Here is a 24594-nt window from a genome sequence, read left to right as displayed (position 1 = left end):
GGGGTGGTTCAAGGTGATGGGGGGATGTATTTCCAGGCGCCGTTCTCGATCTTGACCATCACGCGTGCGCGTTGGTCCAGACCCAGATGGTCGTTGGGAGTCATGTTGAACACGCCATGCGCGCCGGGCAGCTCCTTGACTTGCTCGAGCGCATCACGCAGTGCAGCGCGGAACTCGGGCGTGCCGGGCTGCGCTTTCTTCAGCGCGACCGGAACCGCAGCGGCCATCAGCAGGCCGGTGTCCCACGCGTGCGCGCCGAAGGTCGAGACCGAGCCCTTGCCGTTCGCGGCTTCGTACGCCGACACATAGGCCAGCGCGGACTTCTTCACCGGGTTGCTGGCGGGAAGCTGGTCGGCGACCAGCACCGGGCCGGCCGGCAGGAAGGTGCCTTCGACATCCTTGCCGCCCACGCGCAGGAAGTCCGCGTTGGCGACGCCGTGCGTCTGGTAGACCTTGCCGGCATAGCCACGCTCCTTGAGGCTCTTCTGCGGCAGCGCGGCCGGCGTGCCCGAACCCGCGACGAGGATCGCGTCCGGCTTGGCGGACATGAGCTTGAGCGTCTGGCCGGTGACCGAGGTGTCGGTGCGCGCATAGCGCTCGTTGCTGACGATCTTCAGCTTCTTGAGGTCGGCCGCCTTGGAGAACTCCTGGAACCAGCCTTCGCCATACGCGTCGGAGAAGCCGATGAAGCCCACGGTCTTCACGCCGTTGGACGCCATGTGCTCGGCAATGGCGAGCGACATCATGATGTCGTTCTGCGGCGTCTTGAAGACCCAGCGCTTCTTGGCATCGACCGGCTCGACGATGCGCGCCGATGCGGCCATCGAGATCACCGGCGTCTGGCTTTCAGCGGCGACGTCGATCATCGCGAGCGAGTTCGGCGTGGTGGTCGAGCCGAGGATCACGTCCACCTTGTTCTCGGAGATCAGCTTGCGCGTGTTGTTGACCGCCGCCGTGGTGTCGCTGGCGTCGTCGAGCACGATGTAGTTGATCTTCTGGCCCCCGATGGTCTTGGGCATCAGCGCGATGGTGTTCTTCTCGGGAATGCCCAGCGAAGCGGCCGGGCCGGTCGCCGAGACCGTCACGCCGACGTTGATGTCCGCATGCGCGAGTGCCGACGCCAGCAGCGCCGCGATCACCGCGAGGGGTTTGAGGTGTTTCATGAGCATGTCTCCGTTTTGGTGGTTAAGAAAATGTTCACAGGCACCCGCGGAACCGGCTTGGCCGGGCCGCTGGGTGCGTCCCCTTGAGGGGGTGCAGAGCCACACGCATTGGGCGAGGCTGGGGGTGTTTCATATCAACGCGATGCGCTGGGGAATCTTCACGCCGGGAAGCCCCCCGAGGAAGAGATCGGCCACCACCGGGGCCATGGCGTCGTAGTCGAGTTCGCCGTCGGGGCGCATCCAGATGAACATCCAGTTGATCATGCCGAACAGCAGCATGGTCAGCGGCTTGGCGAGCGCGGCATCGCGCAGGTCGGGCCGAAGTTCGAGCACCGCGCGCGCGAAGCCTGACACCACCTTGCGCTGCGTGCCGAGCACGCGCTCGCGATCGCCCTCCTCCATGAACTTCACGTCCTCGGTGAGCACGCGATGCGCGTGCCGTGCGCCCGCATATTCCTGCACGAATCGGCGGATGAGCTCGCGCAGGCGCGCCTCGGGCGCGAGCTCCTGGGCCTCGACGTCCGCGACAAGGTCTTCGAGCCGCGACACATGGTTCTCCGCAATGCTCACGAGCAGGCTGTATTTGTCGCGGTAGTAGTGATAGAGCGAGGCCTTCGAAAACCCGCACGCTTCCGCCACCTGGTTCATCGAGGTGGCGGAATAGCCCCGGTTGGCGAACAGCTGCGCGGCGTTCTCCAGGATCATCTCGCGCTGATCGTCGTAACCGGGTGAGCGTCCACGGGCCATGGAAATCCTTTGCTTAGCGTTCGTCGAATGAGAGGACCACCTTCTCGGTCAATGGATGGGCCTGGCAGGTCAGAACGAAGCCGGCCGCGACCTCGTTCTTGTCGAGCGCGAAGTTTCGCTCCATTCGCACCTCGCCTTCGACGACCTTGGCGCGGCAGGTGCCGCACACACCCGACGTGCACGAGAACGGCACTTCGAGCCCCGAGGCCGACGCGCAGTCGAGGATGCTCGGCTGGTCCTTGCGGAATTCGATCTCGCGCTGCAGGCCGTCGCGGATGATGACGATCTTCGAGACTTCGGCATCGCCGGGCTTGGCCTCGTGGATCACCGCGCCCACCGGCGCGCCCTCGGGCGTCGCGACGCCGAAGCGTTCGATGTGGATGCGGTCTTCCGGCACGCCGGCCGCGAGCAAGGCGGCCTCCGCCTCGTCGTTCATCTGGAACGGGCCGCAGATGTAGACGTGGTCGATGCTGCCGGCCGGCACCACGCTCGCGAGGAACTCGCCGAGCTTCTCGCGGCTCATGCGGCCCATGTTGAGCGGCGCATCGGTCGGCTCGCCGCTGAACACATGGTGAAGCACGAGGCGCGTCATGTAGCGGTTCTTCAGGTCCTCGAGCTCTTCCTTGAACATCGTGGACTGCAGCTTGCGGTTGCCGTAGATCAGCGTGAAGCGCGAGTGCGGCTCGCGCGCAAGCACCGTCTTCATGATCGACAGGATCGGCGTGATGCCGCTGCCGCCGACGATGCCGACATGGTGGCGCCTCGCCTCGGGCTCGATCGGCACGAAGAAGCGGCCCTGCGGCGCCATCACGTTGATGGTGTCGCCGGGCTGGAGCTTCTCGTTGATCCAGTTGGAGAAGGTGCCGCCCTTGACCTTGCGCACGCCAACGCGCAGTTCGCCGTCATCGACGCCGGCGCAGATCGAGTAGGAGCGGCGCAGGTCCTGGCCGTCGATCTCCTTGCGCAGGGTGAGGTACTGGCCCTGCGTGAAGCCGAAGACTTCGCGCAGGTCGGTGGGCACATCGAAGGAGACGATGACCGCCTCGTCGGTGTCGGGTGCGATCTGGCGCACGGTCAAGGGATGGAACATGACGCTCATGTGGGGTGCTCCGCCGCTTCAGATCGGCTTGAAATGTTCGAAAGGTTCGCGGCACGAGATGCAGCGATACATGGACTTGCAGGCGGTGGATCCGAACGCGGAGAGACGCTCCGTGTTCTTGCTGCCGCAACGCGGGCAAATCACGGCGTCGGCCTTGCGGCCGAAGATGCGGATCGGCACGGCGCCATCGGCAGCGGGGCCGGGCGGCGCGATGCCGTATTCGAAGAGCTTGCGGCGGCCTTCGGCGCTGATCCAGTCGGTGGTCCACGCGGGTGCGCGTTGCAGCGTCACGTAGGCGGGGCCGAGGCCGGCTTTCTCGATCGCGGCCAGCACGTCATGCTCGATGACCTCGGTCGCGGGGCAGCCCGAGTAGGTCGGCGTGAGCACCACTTCGAGCCGGTCGTCATGCTCGACCACGTCGCGCACGATGCCGAGGTCGCGCACCGACAGTGCCGGCACTTCGGGGTCGAGCACTGTAGAGAGCACGTCCCAGGCCTGTTCGCTGCGGGTTGTCATGGCCGCCCCGGCGTTCACCACACGCCCCCGGGGTAGGCGCGCTGCAGGTACTGCATCTCGGTGAGGATGTAGCCCATGTGCTCGCTGTGCACGCCGCGCTTGCCGGTGCTGCGGAAGGCCGCGTCGTCTGGGCGCTTGAGCGTGGCTTCGGCCAGGATGGCATCCATCTCTTCGAGCCACTTCGCTTGCAGGTCGGACCAGCGCGGGCCGATGCCTTCGGCGCTCGCGGCCTCGTCGATCGCGTCGGTGTCGAAGAGCTCGGGCACGTAGAGCCACAGATCGCGCAGCGCCTTCTCGATGCGCTGGCGCGCTTCGTCGGTGCTGTCGCCCAAGCGCACCACCCAGTCGGCGGCGTGCTGCTGGTGGTAGCGCGCTTCCTTGATCGCCTTGCCGGCGATGGCCGACAGCTCGGCATTGCTCGAATCGGCGAGCCGCTCCCAGAGCAGCTTCATCAGCGTCGCCATCATCGCGTTGCGCATCACCGTGAAGGCGAAGTCGCCGCGCGGCAGCTCGACCATCGTGAAGTTGCGGAAGTCCTTCTCCTGGCGCAGGAACGCGAGCTGGTCTTCGTCATGCCCGCGGCCTTCGAGCTGGCCCGCGAGCGTGAGCACGGCGCGGGACTGGCCGATCAGGTCGAGTGCCATGTTCGACATGGCGATGTCCTCTTCCAGGATGGGTGCGTGGCCCGACCACTCGGAAATGCGCTGCGCGTGGATCAGGCAGGTGTCGCCGATGCGCAGCAGGTACTGCACGGCGGGCTGGAGGTCGACGGCGATGGATGCTTGCATCTGGGCCACCTCACATGTGGTCTACCGAGCCGGGGAGCTGGTAGAAGGTCGGGTGGCGGTAGACCTTGTCTTCCATCGGGTCGAAGTACATGTCCTTATCGCCCGGGTCGCTCGCGACGATCTGGTCGGAGCGCACGACCCACACGCTGGTGCCTTCCTGGCGGCGGGTGTAGACGTCGCGGGCCATCTGGATCGCCATCTTGGGATCGGCGGCGTGCAGGCTGCCGCAGTGCTTGTGGTCGAGGCCGGAGCGGCTGCGGACGAAGACTTCCCACAGCGGCCATTCGTTGGCGGGGGCGGCGGCGTTCGACGGATTCGGGTTGCTCATGGTGGGGTTCCTTGAAAGGCCTTGATCAGGCAGCGAGGGGTTCGGGCGTGGCGCGCTTGGCGGCGTGGGCGAGTGCGGCATCGCGCACCCAGGCACCGTCTTCCCATGCCTTGACGCGCGCGCCGAGGCGTTCGCGGTTGCATGGGCCGTCGCCGCCGACCACGCGCCAGAACTCGCTCCAGTCGATCGTGCCGTGGTCGTAGTGCTGGCGTTCCTCGTTCCACTTGAGATCGGGGTCCGGCAGCGTGACGCCGAGCACCTTGGCCTGCTCGATGGTGGCGTCGATGAACTTGGCGCGCAGGTCGTCGTTCGAGATGCGCTTGATGCCCCAGCGCATCGACTGCGCGGAGTTGGGCGACTGGTCGTCCGGCGGGCCGAACATCATGATCGACGGCCACCACCAGCGGTTGACCGCGTCCTGCACCATCGCCTTCTGCGCATCGGTGCCGTGCTGCATCATGGTGAGCAGCGCCTCGAAGCCCTGGCGCTGGTGGAAGCTCTCCTCGCGGCAGATGCGGATCATGGCGCGGGCATACGGCGCATAGGAGCAGCGGCAGATCGGCACCTGGTTCATGATCGCGGCGCCGTCGACCAGCCAGCCGATGGTGCCCATGTCGGCCCAGGTGAGCGTCGGGTAGTTGAAGATCGAGCTGTACTTGGCGCGGCCGGTGTGCAGCGCGTCGAGCATCTGGTCGCGCGAGGTGCCGAGCGTTTCCGCGGCCGAGTAGAGATAGAGCCCGTGGCCGGCCTCGTCCTGGATCTTGGCGAGCAGGATCGCCTTGCGCTTGAGCGTCGGCGCGCGCGTGACCCAGTTGCCTTCGGGCAGCATGCCGACGATTTCCGAGTGCGCGTGCTGGCTGATCTGCCGCACCAGCGTCTTGCGGTAGTGGTCGGGCATCCAGTCCTTGGCCTCGATGAAATCGCCCGCGTCGATGTGCGCGTCGAAGCGCTCTTCGAGCTGCATTTCTTCGGCCGAGCGCACGGCCTTCTTGCCGCCTTCGTCCTTGCCCATCGTGTCCATGGCTTGCGTGTACATGCTCTGTCCTTTCCCTTTCGGTTGTTCGTTCAGTCGTTCGCTGTCACTTGGGGCGTTGATCGTTCACGCGCTTGGCCTTGCCGGTCAGCGTGCGTTCGATCGAATCCGGCTTGAGCACCTGCACGCGCGTGCTGATGCCGACCAGCGTCTTGATGCGGTGCTGCAGCCACCCCGAGATCTCGCGCAGCTCGGCGGCATCGACGCTCGACGCGGCGAGCGGTTGCAGCTCGCAGCACACTTCCACTTCGTCGAGCAGGCCGTCGCGCTTCACGTTGATCTGGTACTGGCCGGACAGCTTGGCGTGCTGCAGAACGATTTCCTCGATCTGCGTCGGGAACACGTTCACGCCGCGGATGATCAGCATGTCGTCCGAGCGGCCGACGATCTTGCCCATGCGGCGGAACGAGCGCGCGGTGGGCGCGAGCAGGCGCGTGAGGTCGCGCGTGCGGTAGCGGATGATCGGCAGCGCTTCCTTGGAGAGCGAGGTGAAGACCAGTTCGCCTTCAGAGCCCTCGGGCAGCACTTCGCCGGTCTCGGGGTCGATGATCTCGGGGTAGAAGTGGTCTTCCCAGATCACCGGGCCGTCCTTGGTCTCGATGCATTCGCTGGCGACGCCCGGACCCATCACTTCGGAAAGGCCGTAGATGTCGACCGCGTCGATGCCGGCCTTGTTCTCGATCTCGTGGCGCATCGCCTCGGTCCACGGTTCGGCGCCGAAGATGCCGACCTTGAGCGAGCTTTCGCGCGGGTCCAGTCCCTGGCGAACGAACTCCTCGACGATCACCTGCATGTAGCTCGGCGTCACCATGATGATGTCCGGCTTGAAGTCGCGGATGAGCTGGACCTGCTTCTCGGTTTGCCCGCCCGACATCGGGATGACCGTGCAGCCGAGTTTTTCCGCGCCGTAGTGCGCGCCCAGGCCGCCGGTGAAAAGGCCGTAGCCGTAGGCCACATGCAGGATGTCGCCCGCGCGGCCGCCGGCGGCGCGGATGGAGCGCGCGACCAGCGTGGCCCATGTGTCGATGTCGTTCTTCGTGTAGCCCACGACGGTGGGCTTGCCGGTGGTGCCCGACGATGCATGGATGCGCGAGACCTGCTCGCGCGGCACCGCGAAGAGGCCGAAGGGATAGTTGTCGCGCAGGTCCTTCTTGGTGGTGAAGGGGAACTTCGACAGGTCGCTGAGCTGCTTCAGGTCGCTCGGGTGCACACCCTTCTCGTCGAAGGCTTTCTTGTAGTGCGGCACGTTGTCGTATGCGTGCTGGAGCGTCCAGCGCAGGCGCTGGAGCTGGAGCGACTGGATCTCGTCGCGGCTCGCGGTTTCGATGGCTTCGAGCTCGCCGGGGCGGGGTTGCTTCACGGGCATGGATGTCTCCTCTGGGTGGCTCACGCGGTGAAGACCGGCTTGCCCTTGATGGTGTACGAACGACCGCGGAAGACCGCGATGCGCTCGTTGCGCTGGTTGGTGATGTCGCAGTCGTACACGCCGGTGCGGCCGGCCTTCGACACTTCGAAGCTGCGCGCGGTGAGCACGTCGCCTTCGCGGCCGGGGGCCATCAGGTCCACCGAGAAGCCCGAGGCCACGGTGAGTTCGTTGTACGAATTGCAGGCGTAGGCGAAGGCGGTGTCGGCCAGCGTGGTGATCAGGCCGCCGTGGCAGATGTCGTGGCCGTTGAGCATGTTCTCGCGCACGGTCATGGTCACGGTCGCCTTGCCGGGCGAAACTTCGGTGACTTCCATGCCGAGGCCTCTGGCCGCGCGGTCGTTGGCGAACATGTGTTCGCGGGCCAGATCGGCGATCTGCTGCGGGGTTCGTTCTGTGGTCATCGTGTGGATCAGCGGTCGGTGAACTGGGGGGCGCGCTTCGCGCCGAACGCGGCCACGCCTTCGAGGTAGTCGTGGGCGCGGCCCAGCTCGGCCTGCAGCGCGGCTTCGTGGTCGAGCGCCTGGTCGAGCGTGAAGTGCTGCGCGGCGTCGATGGCGGCACGGGTGGCGGCCAGCGCCTTCACGGGCATGGCGGCGAGGCGCCCGGCGAGCTTGCGGGCCTCGTCGGCGAGCGCGGCGTCGTCGACGCATTTCCAGATAAGGCCGATGCGTTCGGCTTCGGCGGCGGAGAGCTTGTCGCCCAGCATCGCCAGGCCCAGCGCGCGTGCGCGGCCCACGATGCGCGGCAGCAGCCAGGTGCCGCCGGTGTCGGGCACGAGGCCGATCTTCGCGAAGGCCTGGATGAAGCTCGCCGATTGCGCCGCCAGCACCAGGTCGCAGTTGAGCGCGAGGTTCGCGCCCGCGCCGGCCGCGACGCCGTTGACCGCGGCGATGACCGGCACCGGCATCGACTTGAGGCGCTTGACCAGCGGCGTGTAGTGCAGCTCGATCGCGCGGCTCAGGTCCTTGGGCGGCTCGCCGGCCGGCGACGGCGCGACCATCGGATCGGCCAGGTCCTGCCCGGCGCAGAAGCCGCGGCCGGCACCGGTGAGGATCACGCAGCGCACCGCGGCATCCGATGCCGCCGCATCGAGCGCGGCGCGAAGCTGCTCATGCATGGCGCCATTGAAACTGTTGAGCGCGGCGGGCCGGTTGAGCGTGAGCGTCAGAACCGGGCCGTCCTGCGAGGCGAGGACGAGTGCATCGGGCAAGCTGTGTCTCCAGTCGTGGGAACGGGATTCGGGCGCCGGTGGGGTCTTGATCTGCGTCAAGAGTATTGTTGACCGACCGGTCGGTGAATCATAAGATCGTCACCAATCCTGACGCAAGTCAAACTTGCACAGGGTTAACCCTTGGCTCGAAACAGCCCGTAACAGCCCAGACACTGGAGACAAACCTTGCCCTGCTATTCCATCGAAGGCGTGGTGCCGGTCATCGACCCGAGCGCCTACGTGCACCCCACCGCCGTGCTGATCGGCGACGTCATCGTGGGGCCCGATTGCTACGTCGGTCCATGCGCCGTGCTGCGCGGCGACTTCGGCCGCATCGAGCTCAAGCGCGGCTCCAACCTGCAGGACACCTGCGTGATCCACGGCTTTCCGCAGCAGGACACCGTGGTGGAAGAAAACGGCCACATCGGCCACGGCGCGGTGCTGCACAGCTGCATCGTGCGGCGCAATGCGCTGGTGGGCATGAACGCGGTCGTCATGGACGAAGCCGAGGTCGGCGAAGCGGCCATCCTCGCGGCCTGCGCCTTCGTGCCGGCCGGCAAGAAGATCCCGCCGCGATCGCTCGCCGCAGGCATCCCCGCGAAGGTGATCCGCGAGCTGACCGACCAGGAAGTCGCCTGGAAGCTCGAAGGTACGAAGACCTACCAGGACCTCACGAAGCGCAGTCTCGCGAGCATGAAGGAGGTCACGGCGCTCTCCGCGGTCGAGGCGAACCGGCCGCGCGTGCAGGCGCCCGACGTGAAGCCGCTGATCGCGACGAAGCGCGGCTGAGGGCCGAGGGCTGAGGGCTGAGTCGGGCGCCGTTCGGCGCCAATCGGGTTTGCCCGGGTAGTCGCTGCCGACCTCGAGCCCTTACCGTTGCGCCCTTCTCTGGAGGGGACAAGACCATGATGCTCAAGGCCGGCTTGGTGGCGGGGTGTGTTGCGCTTCTTTCTCAGATGCCGTGCTGGGCGCACGGGAACGCGGACGTCGAGCGCGAAACACGCTTCGGGAAAGTCGTCGGCATCGACGACTCGGATCGCTCGGGGACGCTCGCGTGGAAGGGCGTGCCCTTCGCGAAGCCGCCGGTCGGCGACCTGCGCTGGAAGGCGCCGGTCGACCCGGATCGCTGGCGCCAGCCCAGGGCCACCCAGCAGTTCGCCAATGCGTGCGTGCAGTACGGCCGCATCTACGGCCCCGGCGCCAACAACCGCTACGACGCGACGATCGGCACCACGCTGAATCAGGCGGTGGGCAGCGAGGACTGCCTCTACCTCAACATCTGGCGTCCGTCGAAGGACAACCGCAAGGGCGGCAACAGGGAGAACGATCAGGGCCGCGACGAAGGCAACGGCGACGGGCTGCCGGTGATCGTCTTCGTCCACGGCGGCAGCGACGTGTCGGGCTACACCGCGGACCCTGTCTACGACGGGGCCGCGCTCGCCAAGTCCGCGAACGCCGTCGTCGTGACGGTGAACTACCGGCTCGGCATCTTCGGCTTCCTCGATCTGCCGCAACTCAAGTCGGGCTCCGGCGGCGTGGGCGACTCGGGCAACTTCGCGCTGCTCGACATCGTCAAGGCACTCGAATTCGTTCGCGGCAACATCGAGGCCTTCGGGGGCAATCCGCGAAACGTCACCTTGATGGGCCAGTCGGCCGGCGCGATCAATGTCTATGCGCTGCAGACCTCCCCGCTGGTGACGGGCACACGACAACCGCTCTTTCATCGCCTGGTGCCGCTCAGCGGCGGGATTTCGCTGGCAAGCAACCTCGCGCCAGGGCGCATTCCCACGCTCAGTCCGCAAGCGACCTATGCCGCCCAGGGCAGCGCCCTGCTCACCAGCCAGCTCATCGCCGACGGCCTGGCCACCGACGCGGCATCCGCCGCGGCCTACGTGGCCAGCCAGACGCCCGCGCAGATCGCGGCCTACCTGCACTCGAAGAGCCCGAGCACGCTGCTCTTCACGCTGCTGACCCGGCTCGCGCCGCTCGGGCTGGCGGGCTCGGGCCCGATTCCGGATGGCATCGTGCTGCCGGTCGACCCCATCGCTGCCATCCAGTCGGGCAACTACCTGCGGGTACCCGTTCTGGCGGGGAACACCCGCGACGAGGCCAAGCTGTTCCCCACCTTCCTTGCGCTGTCACCTGCGCTCGGCGGTGTGAGCGGCCGGTTGGTGAGCGACGCAACGCTGTTCTCGACGCAGTTCGGCTACAACCCCGACGCCCCGCCGACGGTCACTGTGCAACAGTGGATTCCGTCGGTGTACCTGCCGGTGACGACGCCGGTCACGGGCTTCAACGCGAGGACGGACCTGCTCAACCAGCTCTTCTTCATCGCGAGCCGGGACAACGTCCTCAACGCACTGAAGTCGCAGCAGAACGAGGTCTGGTACTACCGCTTCGACTGGGACGAGGAGCCTGCGCCGTGGAACGACATCTATGGTGCCGCGCATGCCTTCGACCTGGCCTTCGTCTTCGGCAACTTCGGGCCTTCGCTGTTCTCGAACATCGCCAATTCGACGGCCAACAAGCCGGGCCGCCTCGACCTGTCCGACGCGATGATGAAGAGCCTCGGCGCCTTTGCCCGGCGGGGTGATCCCAATGCACCGGCGGCACTTGGCGTGACCTGGCAGCCCTGGCCCTCGACGCTCATCTTCGACGCCACGCCGGCCCACAAGGCCATCTCGATCCAGTAGGTAGAGGTGGGGTACGGGACTATCGGGGCTGCTGCGCCAGATCCCGGTCGCTGTCCACCGCGAAGTAGAACCACTCCGTCCCCGGAAGCGCTTCCGCATTCGGGAACACGATGAACCCGTCGCGTTCCGCGTGCAGCACGCTGCCGTCCTCACGCATCGCGATCGGGTCGCCACGCGAGACCGGATCGAACGTGGCCCACTCGCGCACGAACTGGTCTTCTTCATGGAAGCGATCGACCACGCTGACCAGCCGCAGCAGCGAAGGCTTCGGCGGCGGCAGCTCATCCGGTGAGGGCGCGATCATGCCGAGCACGCGCAGCGCCGAAAGAATCGCTTCGTAGGCGACGCCGGGCGCCGCCGGGTCCTCGTGCTGCCCGCATTCGAGCGTGACACCGTAGCCGCCGCGGCTTCGCATGTATTCGTTGGTGCCCTTGCCGAAAGCCACTTCCATGGGATCGACCGGCTTGCCGCCCGCGCGCTGCGCGACACCGGCGGCGTAGATGTCGAGCCAGCCCTCGACCACGCGCGGCGTGCGCAGGTGCAGTGCGAGCTGTCCTTCCTCGAAGGCGCGCGCAAAAGGCTCCAGCGTGCCGGTGTTGTCGCGCGGTCCGATCATGGCAAAGGCCTCGCCCGCACTCTGGAACGAATGCAGGTCGAGCAGCACATCGTGCCGGTCGAGCAGCGGGCACAGCAGGTTGGTGATGCGGGCTTCGTAGTCGGCCGGTTCCGTACCCGGTGCGGAGGGTTCGAACAGACGGTTGAGATTGCGCTCGCCCTCGCGCCGCAGGCGACGGCGCGCGAGCGGATTCGCGACCGGCACCATCGTCAGTTGCCCGCGCAGCAGGCGCAATGCGCCCGAATCGAACGCGGCCACGGCGCGCTCGATGCCCGCTGTGCCGCAGGTTTCGTCACCGTGCACGCCGCCCAGCACGATGAACTTCGGTCCGGCCTCGAGCGCGGCATAGCCGTGGATGCGGAGCGTGTCGTGGGCGGTGAGTGCGGCGGTCGAAACGGTCATGGGCCAGCCATCCTACAGGGTGGCAAACGCCGGTCCTACCGTGTTTCCCGCCATGGCGTACCGACCGCGGGCCGGTCGCCGACGAGGTCTACAACAGGAAGCTCAAGCCTTGAGCGAGGCGTCGAGTTGACCGCGCATCGCGGTGATCACGCTCTTGTAATCCTTGGCATTGAAGATCGCGCTGCCGGCCACGAAGGTGTCGGCGCCGGCACTCGCCACGCGCGCAATGTTGTCGGTCTTGATGCCGCCATCGACTTCGAGGCGGATGTCGCGGCCGGTCTGGTCGATGCGCTTGCGGGCAAGTTCGATCTTGCGCAGCGCGGAATCGATGAAGCTCTGGCCGCCAAAACCGGGGTTCACGCTCATGATGAGGATCAGGTCGATCTCGTCGATCACCCAGTCGAGTGCATCCAGCCCCGCGCCGGGATTGAACACCAGCCCTGCCTTGCAGCCGGCGGACTTGATCGCCTGGATGCTGCGGTGCATGTGCGGCGAAGCGTCGGGATGGAAGCTGATGTAGTCGGCACCGGCCTGCGCAAAGGCTGCGGCAAGCGCATCGACGGGCTCGATCATCAGGTGCACGTCGATCGGCACCGGCGTGCCGTCGGGCGTCTTGGCGTGCGGCTTGAGCGCCTGGCACACCATGGGACCGAAGGTGAGGTTCGGCACGTAATGGTTGTCCATCACGTCGAAATGGATCCAGTCGGCACCGGCGGCGATGACGTCGCTCACTTCGGCGCCGAGGCGCGCGAAATCGGCCGAAAGAATCGAGGGGGCGATGCGGAAGGGGCTGCTCATGGGGGCGAATTGTCGCAGCGATGTAGGATGTCCGGGATGTCCAGCTTCCCCATGACCGTGCAGGTCGAACCCCGATTCCTGCCCGACCAGTCTTCGCCCGAAGACGGGGTGTTCACCTTTGCTTACGCAGTGACGATCACCAACAACGGGGATCGGGCCGCGCAGGTCATTGCCCGTCACTGGTTCATCCAGGATGCCACCGGCCACACGCAGGAAGTCGCCGGCCTCGGCGTGATCGGGCAGCAGCCGCTGCTCGCGCCCGGCGAGACCTTCCACTACACCAGCGGCTGCCGGCTGCAGGCATCGACCGGTACGATGCGCGGAAGCTTTTTCATCGTGACGGAACGGGCGGAGCGCTTCGACGTGCCCATTCCGATGTTCGTGCTGGAAGCCGATGCGGAAGGCGGCATGCCCTCCTCGCGGGTGATCCATTAGCCCACCCCCAGCCTCGCCCACTTCGTGTGGCTCGGGCGCCCCCTCGAGGGGGCGCACCCGGCAGCCCGGCGAAGCCGGATCTGCGGGTGCCCACGGATGGGCTGCAACAGTTCATAGGCCGCGCGAAGCGTGGCGGAGTATTGAATGAGTTCTTGGTTTTCCAGTGACCTGCTGGGTTTCTGGGCTGAGTGGGTCCGGCCTTCCGCGGGTCTCCCCACGGTGCTGTGGGCCCTGCTGCTCGCCACGGCGGCTGCGTCCGGGCACCTCGTGCAACGCTACATCGGCATGCCGAAGGTGCTCGGCTACTCGATCGTCGGTACGGTCGTCGGCTTCGCGGGGTTCGAAGGTGCGATCTGGCCGCTGCAGGGCATCAGCCTCTTCCTCGTCGAACTCGGCGTGGCGATCGTGCTGTTCGAGGCGGGCGGCCGACTGCCGCTGCGCTGGTTCCGGCACAACCCGATGATCCTCGTGCAGAGCATCCTCGAATCGACACTGACCTACTTCGGCGTCTTCTGGACCCTGCACTGGCTCGACGTGCCCGATCCGGTGGCCAACCCCGTCGCGCTGATCGCCATCGTCGCGTCGCCGGCAGTGCTGATGCGGGTGGTGATCGACACGCGTGCCTCGGGTCCGGTGACCGAGCGGGCGATGACGCTCGCGACGCTCAACACCTTCTATGCGCTGACGCTCGGCTACGCGCAAGCGGGTCTGATCGAGCATGCGCCGCTCGGGCTCATCCAGAAACTGCAGCCGGTGCTGGTGGTGCTCGGCATGTCCTTCGTGGTGGGCGCGCTGATGGCGCTGTCCCTGCGCTCGGCGCTGCGCGTGATGAGCCCGACCAGCGAGAACACCTCCATCCTCCTGCTTGCGATCATCGCCGCGGGCGCGGCGCTGGCGGCGCACTTCGGCGGCTCCGCGCCGCTCGCCGCACTCATCGGCGGCGTGCTGCTCAAGGCGCTCAATCCCAAGCCGTGGGCGTGGCCGCGCCAGCTCGGCACCGCGGCCACGCTGATCACGATGATGATGTTCGTGCTCGTCTCCACCGTGGCCGCGCAGGCCGACTGGAGCCTGCCGGTCGCGAGCATGGTGCTCGCGATGATCGGGGTGCGTGCCTTCGCCAAGATCGCGGGCGTGGCGATCGCCAACCCGGGCAGCGGTGCAAGCTGGAAGCAGGCCTTCTGGGTCGGCTGCGCGATGTCGCCGCTGTCGTCCATCGCCCTCTTGATCGCGTCGGCTTTCGTGACCGCCTCGCCGCTCCTGGGTGCGATGATCACGCAGATCACGCTGCCGGCCATCCTGCTGATGGAAGTGCTCGGCGCGGTGATCGCGACGATCGCCATCCACGGCGCTGGCGAGAGTTCCAAGCCCTGGTTCCCCGAAGCCTTCCGCGCCGTGGAGGACACGCAACGATGAGCGCAGCGCCGGGCCGCCCCAAGCAAGCTCGCGCCCCCTCGGGGGGCCGCGAGGACACGCAGTGCCGAGCATGGGGGCCGGTATGAGCCTGCGTACGCCACCGCCCACCCCCTCGAATGCCGACGACATGCCCGACACGCCGGCCAGCCGCGTGGTGCACATGGAGCGCTTCAACAAATCGGTCGCCCTCTCGCTGGGCGTCGAGGTCGAGTTGCAGCTCGTCAACACGCACGACTACGACCTCGCGCCCTACGCCGAGGACATGCTGCGCCTCATGGCACAGACGCCGCTGCCCGGCAGCGTGGTGCCGGAGATGACCTCCAGCATGATCGAGATCTCCACCGGCATCTGCCATTCCGCCCAGGACGTGCTGGACCAGCTCACGCCGATCCGCGACGCGCTGGTGCGCAATGCCGACAAGCTCAACATCGCGGTGGTCGGCGGCGGCACGCATGCCTTCCAGCAGTGGCACGAGCGGCGCATCTACGACAAGCCGCGCTTTCGCGAGCTGTCGGAGCTCTACGGCTATCTCTCGAAGCAGTTCACCATCTTCGGCCAGCATGTGCACATCGGCTGCCCCGACGCGGATGCAGCCCTGCTGATGCTGCATCGCATGTCGCGCTACATCCCGCACTTCATCGCGCTGTCGGCATCCTCGCCCTTCGTGCAGGGGCAGGACACGCAGTTCGATTCGGCGCGCCTGAATTCGGTGTTCGCATTCCCGCTCTCGGGCCGCGCGCCGTTCACGCTGTCGTGGAAGGAGTTCGAGAACTACTTCATGCGCATGACGCGGACCGGCGTGGTGCGCAGCATGAAGGATTTCTACTGGGACATCCGCCCGAAGCCCGAGTTCGGCACCATCGAGATCCGCGTCTTCGACACGCCGCTGACCGTCGAACGCGCGGCCGCGCTCGCGGGCTACGTCCAGTCGCTCGCCGCATGGTTCCTGCAGGAGCAGCCCTTCACGCCGGTCGAGGACGACTACCTCGTCTACACCTACAACCGCTTCCAGGCGTGCCGCTTCGGGCTCGATGCGGTGTACGTCGACCCGGCGAGCGGGGAACACATGCCGCTGCGCGACCACATCCTGATGACCATGACACAGCTCGAATGGCACAGCGAGGCGCTCAACGCGACGAAGGCGCTGGCCGGGCTGCGCACCAGCGTCGAAGCCAACCGCAACGATGCGCGCTGGCTGCGGGAGCGCCAGGGCAGGGAAAAGCTGCTGGCCGAGACGGTGCGGCAGTCAGCGCTCCGGTTCCGCGGTGCGGCGTGAGGTTGACATGAGCACTGGCGAATTCGACCTGATCGCGCGCTACTTCACACGCCCCGTCAAGCGCTCGCCGCTGGGCGTGGGCGACGATTGCGCACTGCTCGCGCCGGCCGCGGGCATGCAGCTCGCGGTGTCCTCCGACATGCTGGTGGAGGGCCGGCACTTTCTCTCGACCGTCGATGCCGAGCGGCTCGGCCACAAGTCGCTGGCGGTCAATCTCAGCGATCTCGCGGCCTGTGGCGCGAAGCCGCTCGCGTTCACGCTCGCGCTGGCGCTGCCGTCGGTCGACGAGGACTGGCTCGCGGGCTTTTCGCGCGGCCTCTTCGCGCTGGCGCATCTGCATGGCTGCGAGCTGGTCGGCGGCGACACCACGCGCGGGCCACTCAACATCTGCATCACGGTGTTCGGCGAAGTGCCCGCCGGCACGGCGCTGCTGCGCTCGGGCGCGAAGGTCGGCGACGACATCTGGGTCAGCGGCACGCTCGGCGATGCGCGGTTGGCACTCGAAGTGTTCCGCGGCACGCTGTCGCTGCCGGGCGAGCTTTTCGAGCGGGCGCGCGCCCGCATGGAGCTGCCGACACCGCGCGTGGCGCTCGGGCAGGCGCTGCGCGGCATTGCGTCCGCGGCAGTCGACATCAGCGACGGGCTGGTCGGCGATCTCGGCCACATCCTCAAGGCCAGCGGCGTCGGCGCGACGCTCGACGCCGATGCGGCGGCGGGGCTGGTCGGGATCGACGAGCCCACGCACGATCTCGGCATCGAGACATTGCGCGCCTGCGCACTCGCCGGCGGCGACGACTACGAACTCGCGTTCACCGCGCCGCCTTCGGCGCGCGAAGCGGTCGAGCAGGCCGGTCGCGCGGCCTCGGTGCATGTCACGCGCATCGGCCGCATCGAAGCGGAAGCAGGATTGCGTCTCGTCGATGGGCTGGGCCAGCCGGTCGCGCGGCAATACGCCTCGTTCGACCACTTCAAGTAGCCGGGCAGCGCCCGGCAGCGCGTCATCAGGCCCGCTTCAGGCCAGCATCGGGCGTGGCCTCGAGCATGGCGAAGGACGAGTCCAGCTCGACATCGTTGAGCACGCACACCAGCCCGTGATAGAGCTGGTTCGGCGACACCGGCTTGTGCAGCAGCGGCACGCCGCTCGCCCGCGCCTCGCGCAGCCGCTGCGGTGCGGTGTCACCCGTGATGAGCAGCGCCGGCAACTGCTGGCCGAATTCCGCACGCAGCGCCGCGATCGCCTCCGCGCCGGTGCGCAGCTCGCGCAGGCGGTAGTCGCTGATGACAAGCCCCGGCGGACGCAGCCGCGCGAGCGCCAGTGCCTCCTCGATCGAATCGGCCGCGTCGCATTCGCAGCCCCATGCGGTCAGCAGCTGGCGCATGCCGGCGCGGATCGCATCGTCGTCGTCGATGACGAGCACGCGCACATTGAAGACGCTCGAGTGGCCCGGAATGACTTCGACGCCGCTGCTCACCACACCCATCTGCGCCGTCGGCAACGCGATGCGGAAGACGCTCCCACGCCCCGGCCGCGAAGCGAGCGTGAGCGCACTGCCGAGCGCACGCGCGAGGCCCTGCGCGATCGCGAGGCCCAGTCCCAGGCCCTTGCGGCGGTCGCGCTCCGCATTGCCGAGCTGGTGGAACTCCCGAAAGATGTCCTCGTGCTGCGACGCATCGATGCCGATGCCGGTGTCCCACACCTCGATCACCGCGCGGCCGTCCCGCTCGCGACAGGCCACGAGCACGCCGCCGCGCTCGGTGTAGCGGATCGCGTTCGACACCAGGTTGCGCAGGATCAGCGCCACCAGTGCCGGGTCGGAGCGCACTGCCACGTGGGTTTCGTGCGAGCGGTAGACGATGCCCTTCGCGTCCGCCTGCGGCGCGAGCTCGTTCTCGATCTTGTTGAGCAGCGGCTGCAGCGGAAACACCTGCATCTGCGGCTCGACCACGCCCGCCTCGATACGCGAGAAGTCGAGCAGCGTGTCGAGCATTTCCGCCGATGCCTGCCAGGTGGCGCGCGCATTGGCGAGCGCGTCGTACTGCGACGCGGAGAGCTTGCTGCGCGCGAGCACTTCGAGGAACAACCCCTGTGCATGGATCGGCTGGCGCAGGTCATGGCTCGCCGCCGCGAGGAACTTGGACTTGGCGAGATTCGCCTGCTCGGCCTGCTGGTGCGCCGCCTGCGCGTGCTCGGTCTCGACGCGCAGGCGCTCGATCAGCTCGACGTTCTCGAAGCGCAGATTGATCGCCGCCAACGCCGCCTTCGCGCTGTTGCGCGCCTGACCGAGCAGCGTCGCGACGTAGAGAAAACCGGCCACGCCCAGCGCGTTGTAGGCCGGGTCGTCCAGCGTCCACAGCTTCGACGCGAGCACCGCGAGTTCGGTCGAGCCGAAGACGATGAACACCGGCAGCACCGGCGCCAGCGACGACATCGAACTGCCGGCCACGCCCGCGAGCACCGCGACCACCAGCACGCTGCCGGCCATCGTCGTCGTGCCGAGCGCGGCCCAGCCCAGGGCGCCCCAGATCGCACCATCGACCGCGTTGAGCGTCATTTGCTGCCACACGAGCCCGCGCGCACGGTCGGGCGGGATTTCCATGGCCAGCATTCGCCGCGCCTCGCGTGCACACCAGAGCTTGCTCAGGATCACCATGCCGGCCCACACGCGCAGGCTGGTCGCGTTGCTTCCGTTCGACAGCACCCACACCAGCAGCAGCGCCACAAGGATGGTCGGCCCCACCGAGCTGCCGACGTTGCCCAGCAGCAGGCGAAGCTGCTCCACCAGCGTACGCCCTTCGGCGAGCCGCAGTGGATTGCGCATCAGGAGACCAGCCCCCGGCGCCGTGCCTCGAAGCCCGCTTCCGAGCGGCTAGACACCTCGAGCGCCGCGAGCACGGCCTGCACATGGCCGCGCACCGTGTTCTCCGAAAGATTGAGACGACGGCCGATCACCTTGTTCGACAGGCCCTGGCACAGCAGGTCGAGCACTTCGAACTGGCGCGGCGTCAACAGTTGCCGGGGCGGCTCGCCGTCGGTCGACTGCGCATCCGCTTGCACGGGCGTTTCGACTTCCTGCCCGCGCCGCAGCTTCTCGATGACCGCGAGGATGTTGTCCGCCGTCTCGGCCTTGGAGACGAAGGCCGCCGCGCCGCGATCCAGCGCCAGCCGCACGCTCTGCGGCGTGGCATCCGACGAGAGGATCACCACCGGCGCTTCGGGCCACTTGCGCCTGACGAGCGCGATGCCTTCGAGACCGTTCAAGCCGTGGAGCTGGATGTCCAGCAGCACCAGGCCCGGATCGGCCAAGCCGGTCTTCATCGCCTCTTCCAGCGAGCCGGCCTCGGCCACTTCGACATCGGGAATCCCGGACGTGAGCACCATCCGCAATCCGCAGCGGAACATCGCGTGGTCGTCAATGAGAAGAATCTTGGCCGGCAGCATGACCCGCGCATTCTGCGCGAAGTCCGGGCGGTCCAGACCGGGCGGTCCAAATGGACTATTTACCTCCCAAGGCCCCGTGCCGATGATTACCCTGCAATGAAGCCCGTGCTCGAGATCCGCCGTGTCGAACCCGACGCCTACTCCTACCGCATCAGCGATCAGGAAGCCGGTGGCGCGTTCGCATCGATCGAGCACTGCCTGATCGATGCGGCCGCCTCGCTCGGACACTACTTCACGACCGTGGAGCTGAACCTCGAAGGCCTGTTCCTCGGCGCCTGCGCCATCGAGGCCCTGCGCCGCACACCGAAGGCCGTCGCCCAGCGCATCGAGCAGCACTTCCAGCCGGCCTGAAGGGCCGGGGCCTTCTCAACCGTCCTTCAAGGCGCGCCGCAACGCCTCGATGAAGCTGCGGCTCGCCGCCGACAGCGAACGCCCCGGCTTGGTCACCACGAAGATGTCGCGCGACACGCGCGGCGCGGCGATCGGCTTGATCATCAACGCGGGATTGCCCGCCGCCTTCGCGAAGGCCGAAGGCATGATCGATGCGCCCATGCCGCTCTCGGTCATCCAGATCGCGGTCGACAGGAACGACACCTCATTGACCACGTTGAGCTCCACGCCCGCGCCCCGGGCCGTGCTGTCGATCAGGGGGCGAATACCGTAGCCCGGCCGCACCGTGACCAGCGGATGGCCACCCAGGTCGGCCCAGCGCACGGCCTTCTTGCCGGCGAGCGGGTGGTCACGCAGGCACACCAGGCTCAGATGGTCGCGCAGCAGCGTCTCGGTCTCGACCGCCGCGCCCGGCCGCTCCGGCGTGCCGATGCCGAAGTCCACATGCTCGCCGATGATGCGCGAGACGAACTGCTCGGGCGCGCAATCGTCCACCACGACACGCACCTGCGGATGCGCCTCGCCGAAGCGGCGGATCGCCGAAGGCATCAGGAATGAAGCCAGCGTCGGCGTGATCGCGAGACAGACGCGGCCACGCTGCAGCGTGGAGAGCTCGCGAAAACCTGCGCTCAGGGAATCGACGTCGCGCAGGATGCGCTCGGCCGTCGCAAGCATCTCCTGCGCAGCCGCCGTGGGCTGCAGCGAGCGCGTGGTGCGGTCGAACAACCGCGCGCCCAGGCCCTCCTCGAGTTGGCGGATCAACATGCTCACCGCCGACTGCGTGACATACAGCTTCTCGGCCGCCGCGCTGACCTTGCGCAGCTGGTGCACGCAAACGAAGGCGCGCAACTGCCGCACCGTGGGACTGAAGTTCTGATTCATCAGAAGACATCATATTTCGTTCGGAAATTATTGATTTACGAATGAATCTCCCTGCCGTCCAATGCGCGCTGGAGACAACATGAGGATCGATCCATGAAAAGATTCGCACGCGCCCTGGCGCTGTTGGGCGCGGCCTGCGCCCTGCTCGCCGGCCCCGCGCACGGCCAGGCTGCCGGCGGCAGCGACTTCCCCACCAAGCCGATCCGGGTGATCGTCACCTTCCCGCCCGGCGGCAGCGCCGACGCGGTGGTCCGCATGCTGGTGCCGAAACTGAACGACAAGCTCGGCCAGCCGGTGGTGGTCGACAACCGGCCCGGCGCCGGCGGCAACGTCGGCCTCGCGGCCGTAGCGAAGGCGACGGGCGACGGCTACACACTGGGTGTCGGCGCCGCTGGCGCGCTGTCGGCGAATTCCAGCCTCTACCCCAACATGCCCTTCGACCCGCTGAAGGATTTCAAGCCGGTCGGCATGCTCGCCGCAATTCCATTCGTGATCGTCGGGCATCCCTCGGTGCCGGCGAAGGCGCAGCGCGACCTGATCGCACTGGCGAAGGCCCAGCCGGGCAAGCTGTCGATCGGCCACGGCGGCAACGGCACGGCCATGCACCTGTCGGCGGCGCTCTTCGGCCAGATGGCAGACGTGAAGCTGGTGGAGGTGCCGTACCGCGGTTCGGGCCCCGCGGCGCTCGACGCGCTGGCGGGTCAGATTCCGCTGGCGGTCGTCGATCTGCCGTCGGCCCTGCAGCAGATCAAGGCGGGCAAGCTCATCGCCTATGCCGTGACCAGCCCGGCGCGACTGCCGATGCTGCCGGACGTCCCCACCGTCGCCGAAGCGGGATTGCCGGGCTACGACTCGACCGGCTGGTTCGGCGTCGTCGCCCCGGCCGACACGCCGGCCCCGATCGTCGCGCGGCTGAACGCGGAAATCGTCGACGCGCTCAACGACGAGCAGGTCAAGGCCGCCATGCGCAACCTTGGCGTGGAGCCCGCGCCGGGCACGCCCAAGGACTTCGACAACTACATCCGCGCCGAGACGAAGAAATGGGCCAAGGTCATCAAGACCGCAGGCATCAAGCTGGACTGAGAACCCGATGACGAACCAAGAACTCCAAGCCGACGTACTGATCGTCGGCGCCGGCCCCGTGGGCCTGACCCTGGCCATGGACCTGGCCTCGCGCGGCGTGAGGGTCGCCATCGCCGAGACCCGCCGCTTTGCCGAGCCGCCGAACGTGAAGTGCAACCACGTGTCGGCGCGCACGATGGAGCAGTTCCGCCGCCTGGGCGTGGCGCAGAAGCTGCGCGACGCCGGCCTGCCCGCCGATCATCCGAACGACGTGGTGTTCCGCACCAGCATGACAGGCACGGAGCTCACGCGCATCCCGATCCCGTGCCGCCGCGACCGCTACACCGAGACCGAAGGCCCGGACGCCTGGTGGCCCACGCCGGAGCCGCCGCACCGCATCAACCAGATCTATCTCGAGCCGATCCTGCTGCGGCACGCGGCGGCGTTGCCGAACGTGACGCTGTTCAATCGCACGCAGGTCACCGATTTCGAACAGGACGACGAGGGCGTATCGGCCACGGCTCTCGACCTCGATGACGGCACCGCCCGCACCATCCGGTGCCGGTTCCTGGTGGGCTGCGACGGCGGCAGCTCGGGCGTGCGCAAGAAGATCGGCGCGAAGCTCGAAGGCACCGCGGTCATCCAGCGGGTGCAGTCGACCTTCATCCGGGCGCCGGAACTGCGCGCGATGATCCCCGGCAAACCGGCGTGGTCCTACTATTCCGTGAACCCGCGCCGCTGCGGCACGGTGTTCGCCATCGACGGCCAGGAGACGTGGCTGGTGCACAACCACCTCAATGTCGACGAGCCCGAGTTCGATTCGGTGAATCGCGACTGGGCGATCCGAGAGATTCTCGGCGTCGGCGCGGACTTCCGCTACGAAGTGATCAGCAAGGAAGACTGGGTCGGGCGCCGGCTCGTTGCCGACCGCTTCCGCGACCGCCGCGCGTTCATCGCGGGCGATGCGGCGCACCTGTGGGTACCGTACGCGGGCTATGGCATGAACGCGGGCATCGCCGATGCCGTCAACCTGTCCTGGCTGCTCTCTGCCTGCGTGCAGGGCTGGGCGGACGAGGGCATCCTCGACGCCTACGAGGCCGAACGCCAGCCGATCACCGAACAGGTATCGCATTTCGCGATGGATCACGCGCAGAAGATGATCCGCGCCCGCCGGGCCGTGCCCGCCGACATCGAGGCGCCGGGCGCCGAGGGCGATGCGCTGCGCGCCGAGGTCGGGCGAGAGGCCTACGAACTCAACGTGCAGCAGTTCTGCTGCGGCGGCCTGAACTTCGGCTACTACTACATGGGTTCGCCGATCATCGCGGCCGACGGCGAGGAGCCGCCGGCGTACTCGATGGGCAGCTTCACGCCTTCCACCGTGCCGGGCTGCCGCGCGCCGCATATCTGGCTTGCCGACGGACGCTCGCTGTACGACACCTTCGGGCCCGGCTACACGCTGCTGCGCTTCGATCGCGCGGCGGATGTCTCGACGCTGGTGCGGGCCGCGGCATCGTGCGGCATGCCGTTGACCCTCGTCGACGTCGATGCGGCCGACGTCCCGGCCGCCTACCGTCACCGGCTGTTGCTCTGTCGGGCCGACCAGCATGTCGCATGGCGTGGCGATTGCGTGCCCGAAGACACGGGCGATCTGGTGGCGCGCCTGCGCGGCCAGGTGGTACGGGAGGTGGCCGCCGCCTGAGCCTGCTTTCCTTTTGCTCCGGCATCGGCGCAGATGCGCGACACTGTCGCCCTCATGTCTGCTGCTTCCCCTTCCGGCACCCCCTCCGACTTTTCGCCACGCCGCGCCACGGTGCGCTTCATGTTCGCGCACCCGGCGCACCTCATCGCCCTCGGCTTCGGCTCGGGCCTTCCGCGCCGCGCGCCGGGCACCATCGGCACGCTGTGGGCGTGGGCGGCCTACCTCGTCATGCACCTGTGGCTGTCCAGCACGACCATCGGCTGGGTGATCCTCGCGTCGCTGCCGATCGGCTGGTGGGCCTGCACCGTGACCGCGCGCCACATGAACGTGGCGGACCCGGGCAATGTCGTGTGGGACGAAGTCGTCGCGTTCTGGATCATCCTCTGGCTCGTCATGCCGGCCGGGCTGCCGATGCAGATCCTCGCTTTCGCGCTCTTTCGCTTGTTCGACGCGGTCAAGCGAGGTCCCGTGGGCTGGGCCGACCAGCTCTTCAAGCAGAAGGACGCCACGCCGGAAACGATGCGCTGGCACAGGGCAGGATTCGGCATCATCTTCGACGACCTGGTGGCCGCCTTCTGCACGCTGCTGGTGATCGCCGCAGTCTCTGCCCTTGGCGCATGGTGAACCCGATGACGCAAACTCCCTCGCTTTCCGACCTCGACACGCCCGCGCTGGTGCTGGCGCTTGCCGATCTGCTGCAGCGCAAGCGCTGGATGATGGCCACCGCCGAAAGCTGCACCGGCGGCCTCATCGCCGGCGCGTGCACCGATCTCTCAGGCTCCAGCAACTGGTTCGAGCGCGGCTTCGTGACCTACTCCAACGAGGCCAAGTCCGAAATGCTCGGGGTCGACGCGGCACTGATCGCGGCGCATGGCGCGGTGAGCGAAGAGGTCGCGCGGGCGATGGTGCAAGGCGCCATCGGACATTCGAAGGCGCAGGTGGCCGTCGCCGTCACCGGTGTCGCCGGGCCCACGGGCGGCTCGCCCGACAAGCCCGTGGGCACCGTGTGGTTCGGCTGGGGCGTGGCCGGCCAGGTGCGCACCGAACGCCGCCGCTTCGATGGGGATCGCGCCGCGGTGCGCAGCGCCACCGTGCATCACGCCCTGCAGACGCTGAAGGCCTTGGTCGAATAGGGAGCGACCTCGTCGCCCCTGGGCATCAGCGAGGCCCCTCTGACTA

26 protein-coding genes are annotated in these 24594 nt (G+C 67.5%); 11 read left to right on the top strand and 15 right to left on the bottom strand.

What is annotated here, in order from left to right; translation table 11 throughout:
* Nucleotides 1-8: 8 nt before the first annotated feature.
* The 10 genes from BLW05_RS26560 to paaG all read right to left on the bottom strand — a co-directional run bounded on the left by BLW05_RS26560 (nt 9) and on the right by paaG (nt 8310).
* Nucleotides 9-1163: an ABC transporter substrate-binding protein gene (locus BLW05_RS26560; protein WP_093166617.1), complete on the bottom strand. Its 1155-nt coding sequence runs from the start codon at nt 1161-1163 to the stop codon at nt 9-11.
* A 129-nt stretch (nt 1164-1292) separates the two neighbouring features.
* The gene (locus tag BLW05_RS26555) at nt 1293-1910 is read right to left on the bottom strand and encodes a TetR/AcrR family transcriptional regulator (protein ID WP_093166576.1); all 618 of its coding nucleotides are present in this window, start codon (nt 1908-1910) and stop codon (nt 1293-1295) included.
* 13 nt (nt 1911-1923) lie between these two features.
* Entirely contained in the window at nt 1924-3009 is a 1086-nt protein-coding gene (gene paaE / locus BLW05_RS26550) for a 1,2-phenylacetyl-CoA epoxidase subunit PaaE (RefSeq protein ID WP_093166575.1), read from the bottom strand.
* Nucleotides 3010-3027: 18 nt separating this feature from the next.
* A complete protein-coding gene (paaD, locus tag BLW05_RS26545) occupies nt 3028-3525 on the bottom strand; it encodes a 1,2-phenylacetyl-CoA epoxidase subunit PaaD (RefSeq protein WP_093166616.1) in 498 nt (165 codons plus the stop codon).
* A gap of 14 nt (nt 3526-3539) precedes the next feature.
* Nucleotides 3540-4313 carry a 1,2-phenylacetyl-CoA epoxidase subunit PaaC gene (gene paaC, locus BLW05_RS26540; RefSeq protein ID WP_093166574.1) on the bottom strand — a complete coding sequence of 258 codons (774 nt, stop codon included), beginning with the start codon at nt 4311-4313 and terminating at the stop codon, nt 3540-3542.
* Between the two features lie 10 nt (nt 4314-4323).
* Nucleotides 4324-4641 (bottom strand): 1,2-phenylacetyl-CoA epoxidase subunit PaaB, encoded by a 318-nt coding sequence (gene paaB, locus BLW05_RS26535; RefSeq protein WP_093166573.1) that lies wholly within the window; start codon nt 4639-4641, stop codon nt 4324-4326.
* A gap of 25 nt (nt 4642-4666) precedes the next feature.
* Nucleotides 4667-5677, bottom strand: coding sequence for a 1,2-phenylacetyl-CoA epoxidase subunit PaaA (gene paaA, locus BLW05_RS26530; protein ID WP_093166572.1), 1011 nt, complete (start codon nt 5675-5677; stop codon nt 4667-4669).
* Between the two features lie 43 nt (nt 5678-5720).
* On the bottom strand, nt 5721-7040 hold the full coding sequence (paaK, locus tag BLW05_RS26525; protein ID WP_093166571.1) for a phenylacetate--CoA ligase PaaK: 1320 nt from the start codon (nt 7038-7040) through the stop codon (nt 5721-5723).
* Nucleotides 7041-7060: 20 nt separating this feature from the next.
* On the bottom strand, nt 7061-7501 hold the full coding sequence (paaI, locus tag BLW05_RS26520) for a hydroxyphenylacetyl-CoA thioesterase PaaI (protein ID WP_093166570.1): 441 nt from the start codon (nt 7499-7501) through the stop codon (nt 7061-7063).
* A gap of 8 nt (nt 7502-7509) precedes the next feature.
* The gene (gene paaG, locus BLW05_RS26515) at nt 7510-8310 is read right to left on the bottom strand and encodes a 2-(1,2-epoxy-1,2-dihydrophenyl)acetyl-CoA isomerase PaaG (protein WP_093166569.1); all 801 of its coding nucleotides are present in this window, start codon (nt 8308-8310) and stop codon (nt 7510-7512) included.
* Nucleotides 8311-8496: 186 nt separating this feature from the next.
* Here paaG and BLW05_RS26510 point away from each other — a divergent pair, with 186 nt between their 5' ends.
* Both BLW05_RS26510 and BLW05_RS26505 read left to right on the top strand, forming a co-directional pair.
* Nucleotides 8497-9099 (top strand): phenylacetic acid degradation protein PaaY, encoded by a 603-nt coding sequence (locus tag BLW05_RS26510; protein WP_093166568.1) that lies wholly within the window; start codon nt 8497-8499, stop codon nt 9097-9099.
* Nucleotides 9100-9215: 116 nt separating this feature from the next.
* Nucleotides 9216-11003 carry a carboxylesterase/lipase family protein gene (locus BLW05_RS26505; protein ID WP_093166567.1) on the top strand — a complete coding sequence of 596 codons (1788 nt, stop codon included), beginning with the start codon at nt 9216-9218 and terminating at the stop codon, nt 11001-11003.
* 19 nt (nt 11004-11022) lie between these two features.
* On the opposite strand, the gene BLW05_RS26500 is transcribed toward BLW05_RS26505, so the two are convergent.
* Complete coding sequence (locus BLW05_RS26500) at nt 11023-12021, bottom strand: M14 family metallopeptidase (RefSeq protein WP_093166566.1); 999 nt, start codon at nt 12019-12021, stop codon at nt 11023-11025.
* Nucleotides 12022-12123: 102 nt separating this feature from the next.
* Nucleotides 12124-12819, bottom strand: coding sequence for a ribulose-phosphate 3-epimerase (rpe, locus tag BLW05_RS26495; RefSeq protein WP_093166565.1), 696 nt, complete (start codon nt 12817-12819; stop codon nt 12124-12126).
* Nucleotides 12820-12855: 36 nt separating this feature from the next.
* Here rpe and apaG point away from each other — a divergent pair, with 36 nt between their 5' ends.
* From apaG to thiL, 4 genes are all read left to right on the top strand, one after another.
* Complete coding sequence (apaG, locus tag BLW05_RS26490) at nt 12856-13254, top strand: Co2+/Mg2+ efflux protein ApaG (protein ID WP_093166564.1); 399 nt, start codon at nt 12856-12858, stop codon at nt 13252-13254.
* A gap of 144 nt (nt 13255-13398) precedes the next feature.
* The gene (locus BLW05_RS26485; protein WP_093166563.1) at nt 13399-14667 is read left to right on the top strand and encodes a cation:proton antiporter; all 1269 of its coding nucleotides are present in this window, start codon (nt 13399-13401) and stop codon (nt 14665-14667) included.
* Nucleotides 14668-14821: 154 nt separating this feature from the next.
* A complete protein-coding gene (locus BLW05_RS26480; RefSeq protein ID WP_093166615.1) occupies nt 14822-15943 on the top strand; it encodes a YbdK family carboxylate-amine ligase in 1122 nt (373 codons plus the stop codon).
* 7 nt (nt 15944-15950) lie between these two features.
* Nucleotides 15951-16919 carry a thiamine-phosphate kinase gene (gene thiL / locus BLW05_RS26475; protein ID WP_093166562.1) on the top strand — a complete coding sequence of 323 codons (969 nt, stop codon included), beginning with the start codon at nt 15951-15953 and terminating at the stop codon, nt 16917-16919.
* A 25-nt stretch (nt 16920-16944) separates the two neighbouring features.
* Here thiL and BLW05_RS26470 read toward each other — a convergent pair whose 3' ends face one another.
* Together BLW05_RS26470 and BLW05_RS26465 are read right to left on the bottom strand one after the other, a co-directional pair.
* Nucleotides 16945-18762 carry an ATP-binding response regulator gene (locus tag BLW05_RS26470; RefSeq protein ID WP_093166561.1) on the bottom strand — a complete coding sequence of 606 codons (1818 nt, stop codon included), beginning with the start codon at nt 18760-18762 and terminating at the stop codon, nt 16945-16947.
* Nucleotides 18762-19382, bottom strand: coding sequence for a response regulator (locus BLW05_RS26465; protein WP_093166560.1), 621 nt, complete (start codon nt 19380-19382; stop codon nt 18762-18764). Before BLW05_RS26465 ends, BLW05_RS26470 begins: the two co-directional genes overlap by 1 nt.
* A 96-nt stretch (nt 19383-19478) precedes the next feature.
* On the opposite strand from BLW05_RS26465, the gene BLW05_RS26460 reads away from it, so the two are divergent.
* Nucleotides 19479-19733, top strand: a complete 255-nt coding sequence (locus BLW05_RS26460; protein ID WP_093166559.1) for a hypothetical protein — start codon at nt 19479-19481, stop codon at nt 19731-19733.
* Between the two features lie 15 nt (nt 19734-19748).
* Here BLW05_RS26460 and BLW05_RS26455 read toward each other — a convergent pair whose 3' ends face one another.
* Entirely contained in the window at nt 19749-20654 is a 906-nt protein-coding gene (locus BLW05_RS26455) for a LysR family transcriptional regulator (RefSeq protein WP_093166558.1), read from the bottom strand.
* 93 nt (nt 20655-20747) lie between these two features.
* Here BLW05_RS26455 and BLW05_RS26450 point away from each other — a divergent pair, with 93 nt between their 5' ends.
* The 4 genes from BLW05_RS26450 to BLW05_RS26435 are packed head-to-tail and all read left to right on the top strand — an operon-like array spanning nt 20748 to nt 24548.
* Nucleotides 20748-21737: a Bug family tripartite tricarboxylate transporter substrate binding protein gene (locus tag BLW05_RS26450; protein ID WP_093166557.1), complete on the top strand. Its 990-nt coding sequence runs from the start codon at nt 20748-20750 to the stop codon at nt 21735-21737.
* A gap of 7 nt (nt 21738-21744) precedes the next feature.
* The gene (locus BLW05_RS26445; protein WP_093166556.1) at nt 21745-23415 is read left to right on the top strand and encodes an FAD-dependent oxidoreductase; all 1671 of its coding nucleotides are present in this window, start codon (nt 21745-21747) and stop codon (nt 23413-23415) included.
* A 54-nt stretch (nt 23416-23469) separates the two neighbouring features.
* Nucleotides 23470-24039: a phosphatidylglycerophosphatase A family protein gene (locus BLW05_RS26440; RefSeq protein WP_256330502.1), complete on the top strand. Its 570-nt coding sequence runs from the start codon at nt 23470-23472 to the stop codon at nt 24037-24039.
* The gene (locus tag BLW05_RS26435; RefSeq protein ID WP_093166554.1) at nt 24033-24548 is read left to right on the top strand and encodes a CinA family protein; all 516 of its coding nucleotides are present in this window, start codon (nt 24033-24035) and stop codon (nt 24546-24548) included. The genes BLW05_RS26440 and BLW05_RS26435 overlap by 7 nt, the downstream gene beginning before the upstream one ends.
* Nucleotides 24549-24594: the final 46 nt, after the last annotated feature.

Origin of the sequence: Variovorax sp. YR216, from assembly GCF_900107745.1 — a bacterium.
In the GTDB taxonomy this organism is placed as follows: Bacteria; Pseudomonadota; Gammaproteobacteria; order Burkholderiales; family Burkholderiaceae_C; genus Variovorax.
This window is presented reverse-complemented; position numbering and strand designations above follow the sequence as displayed.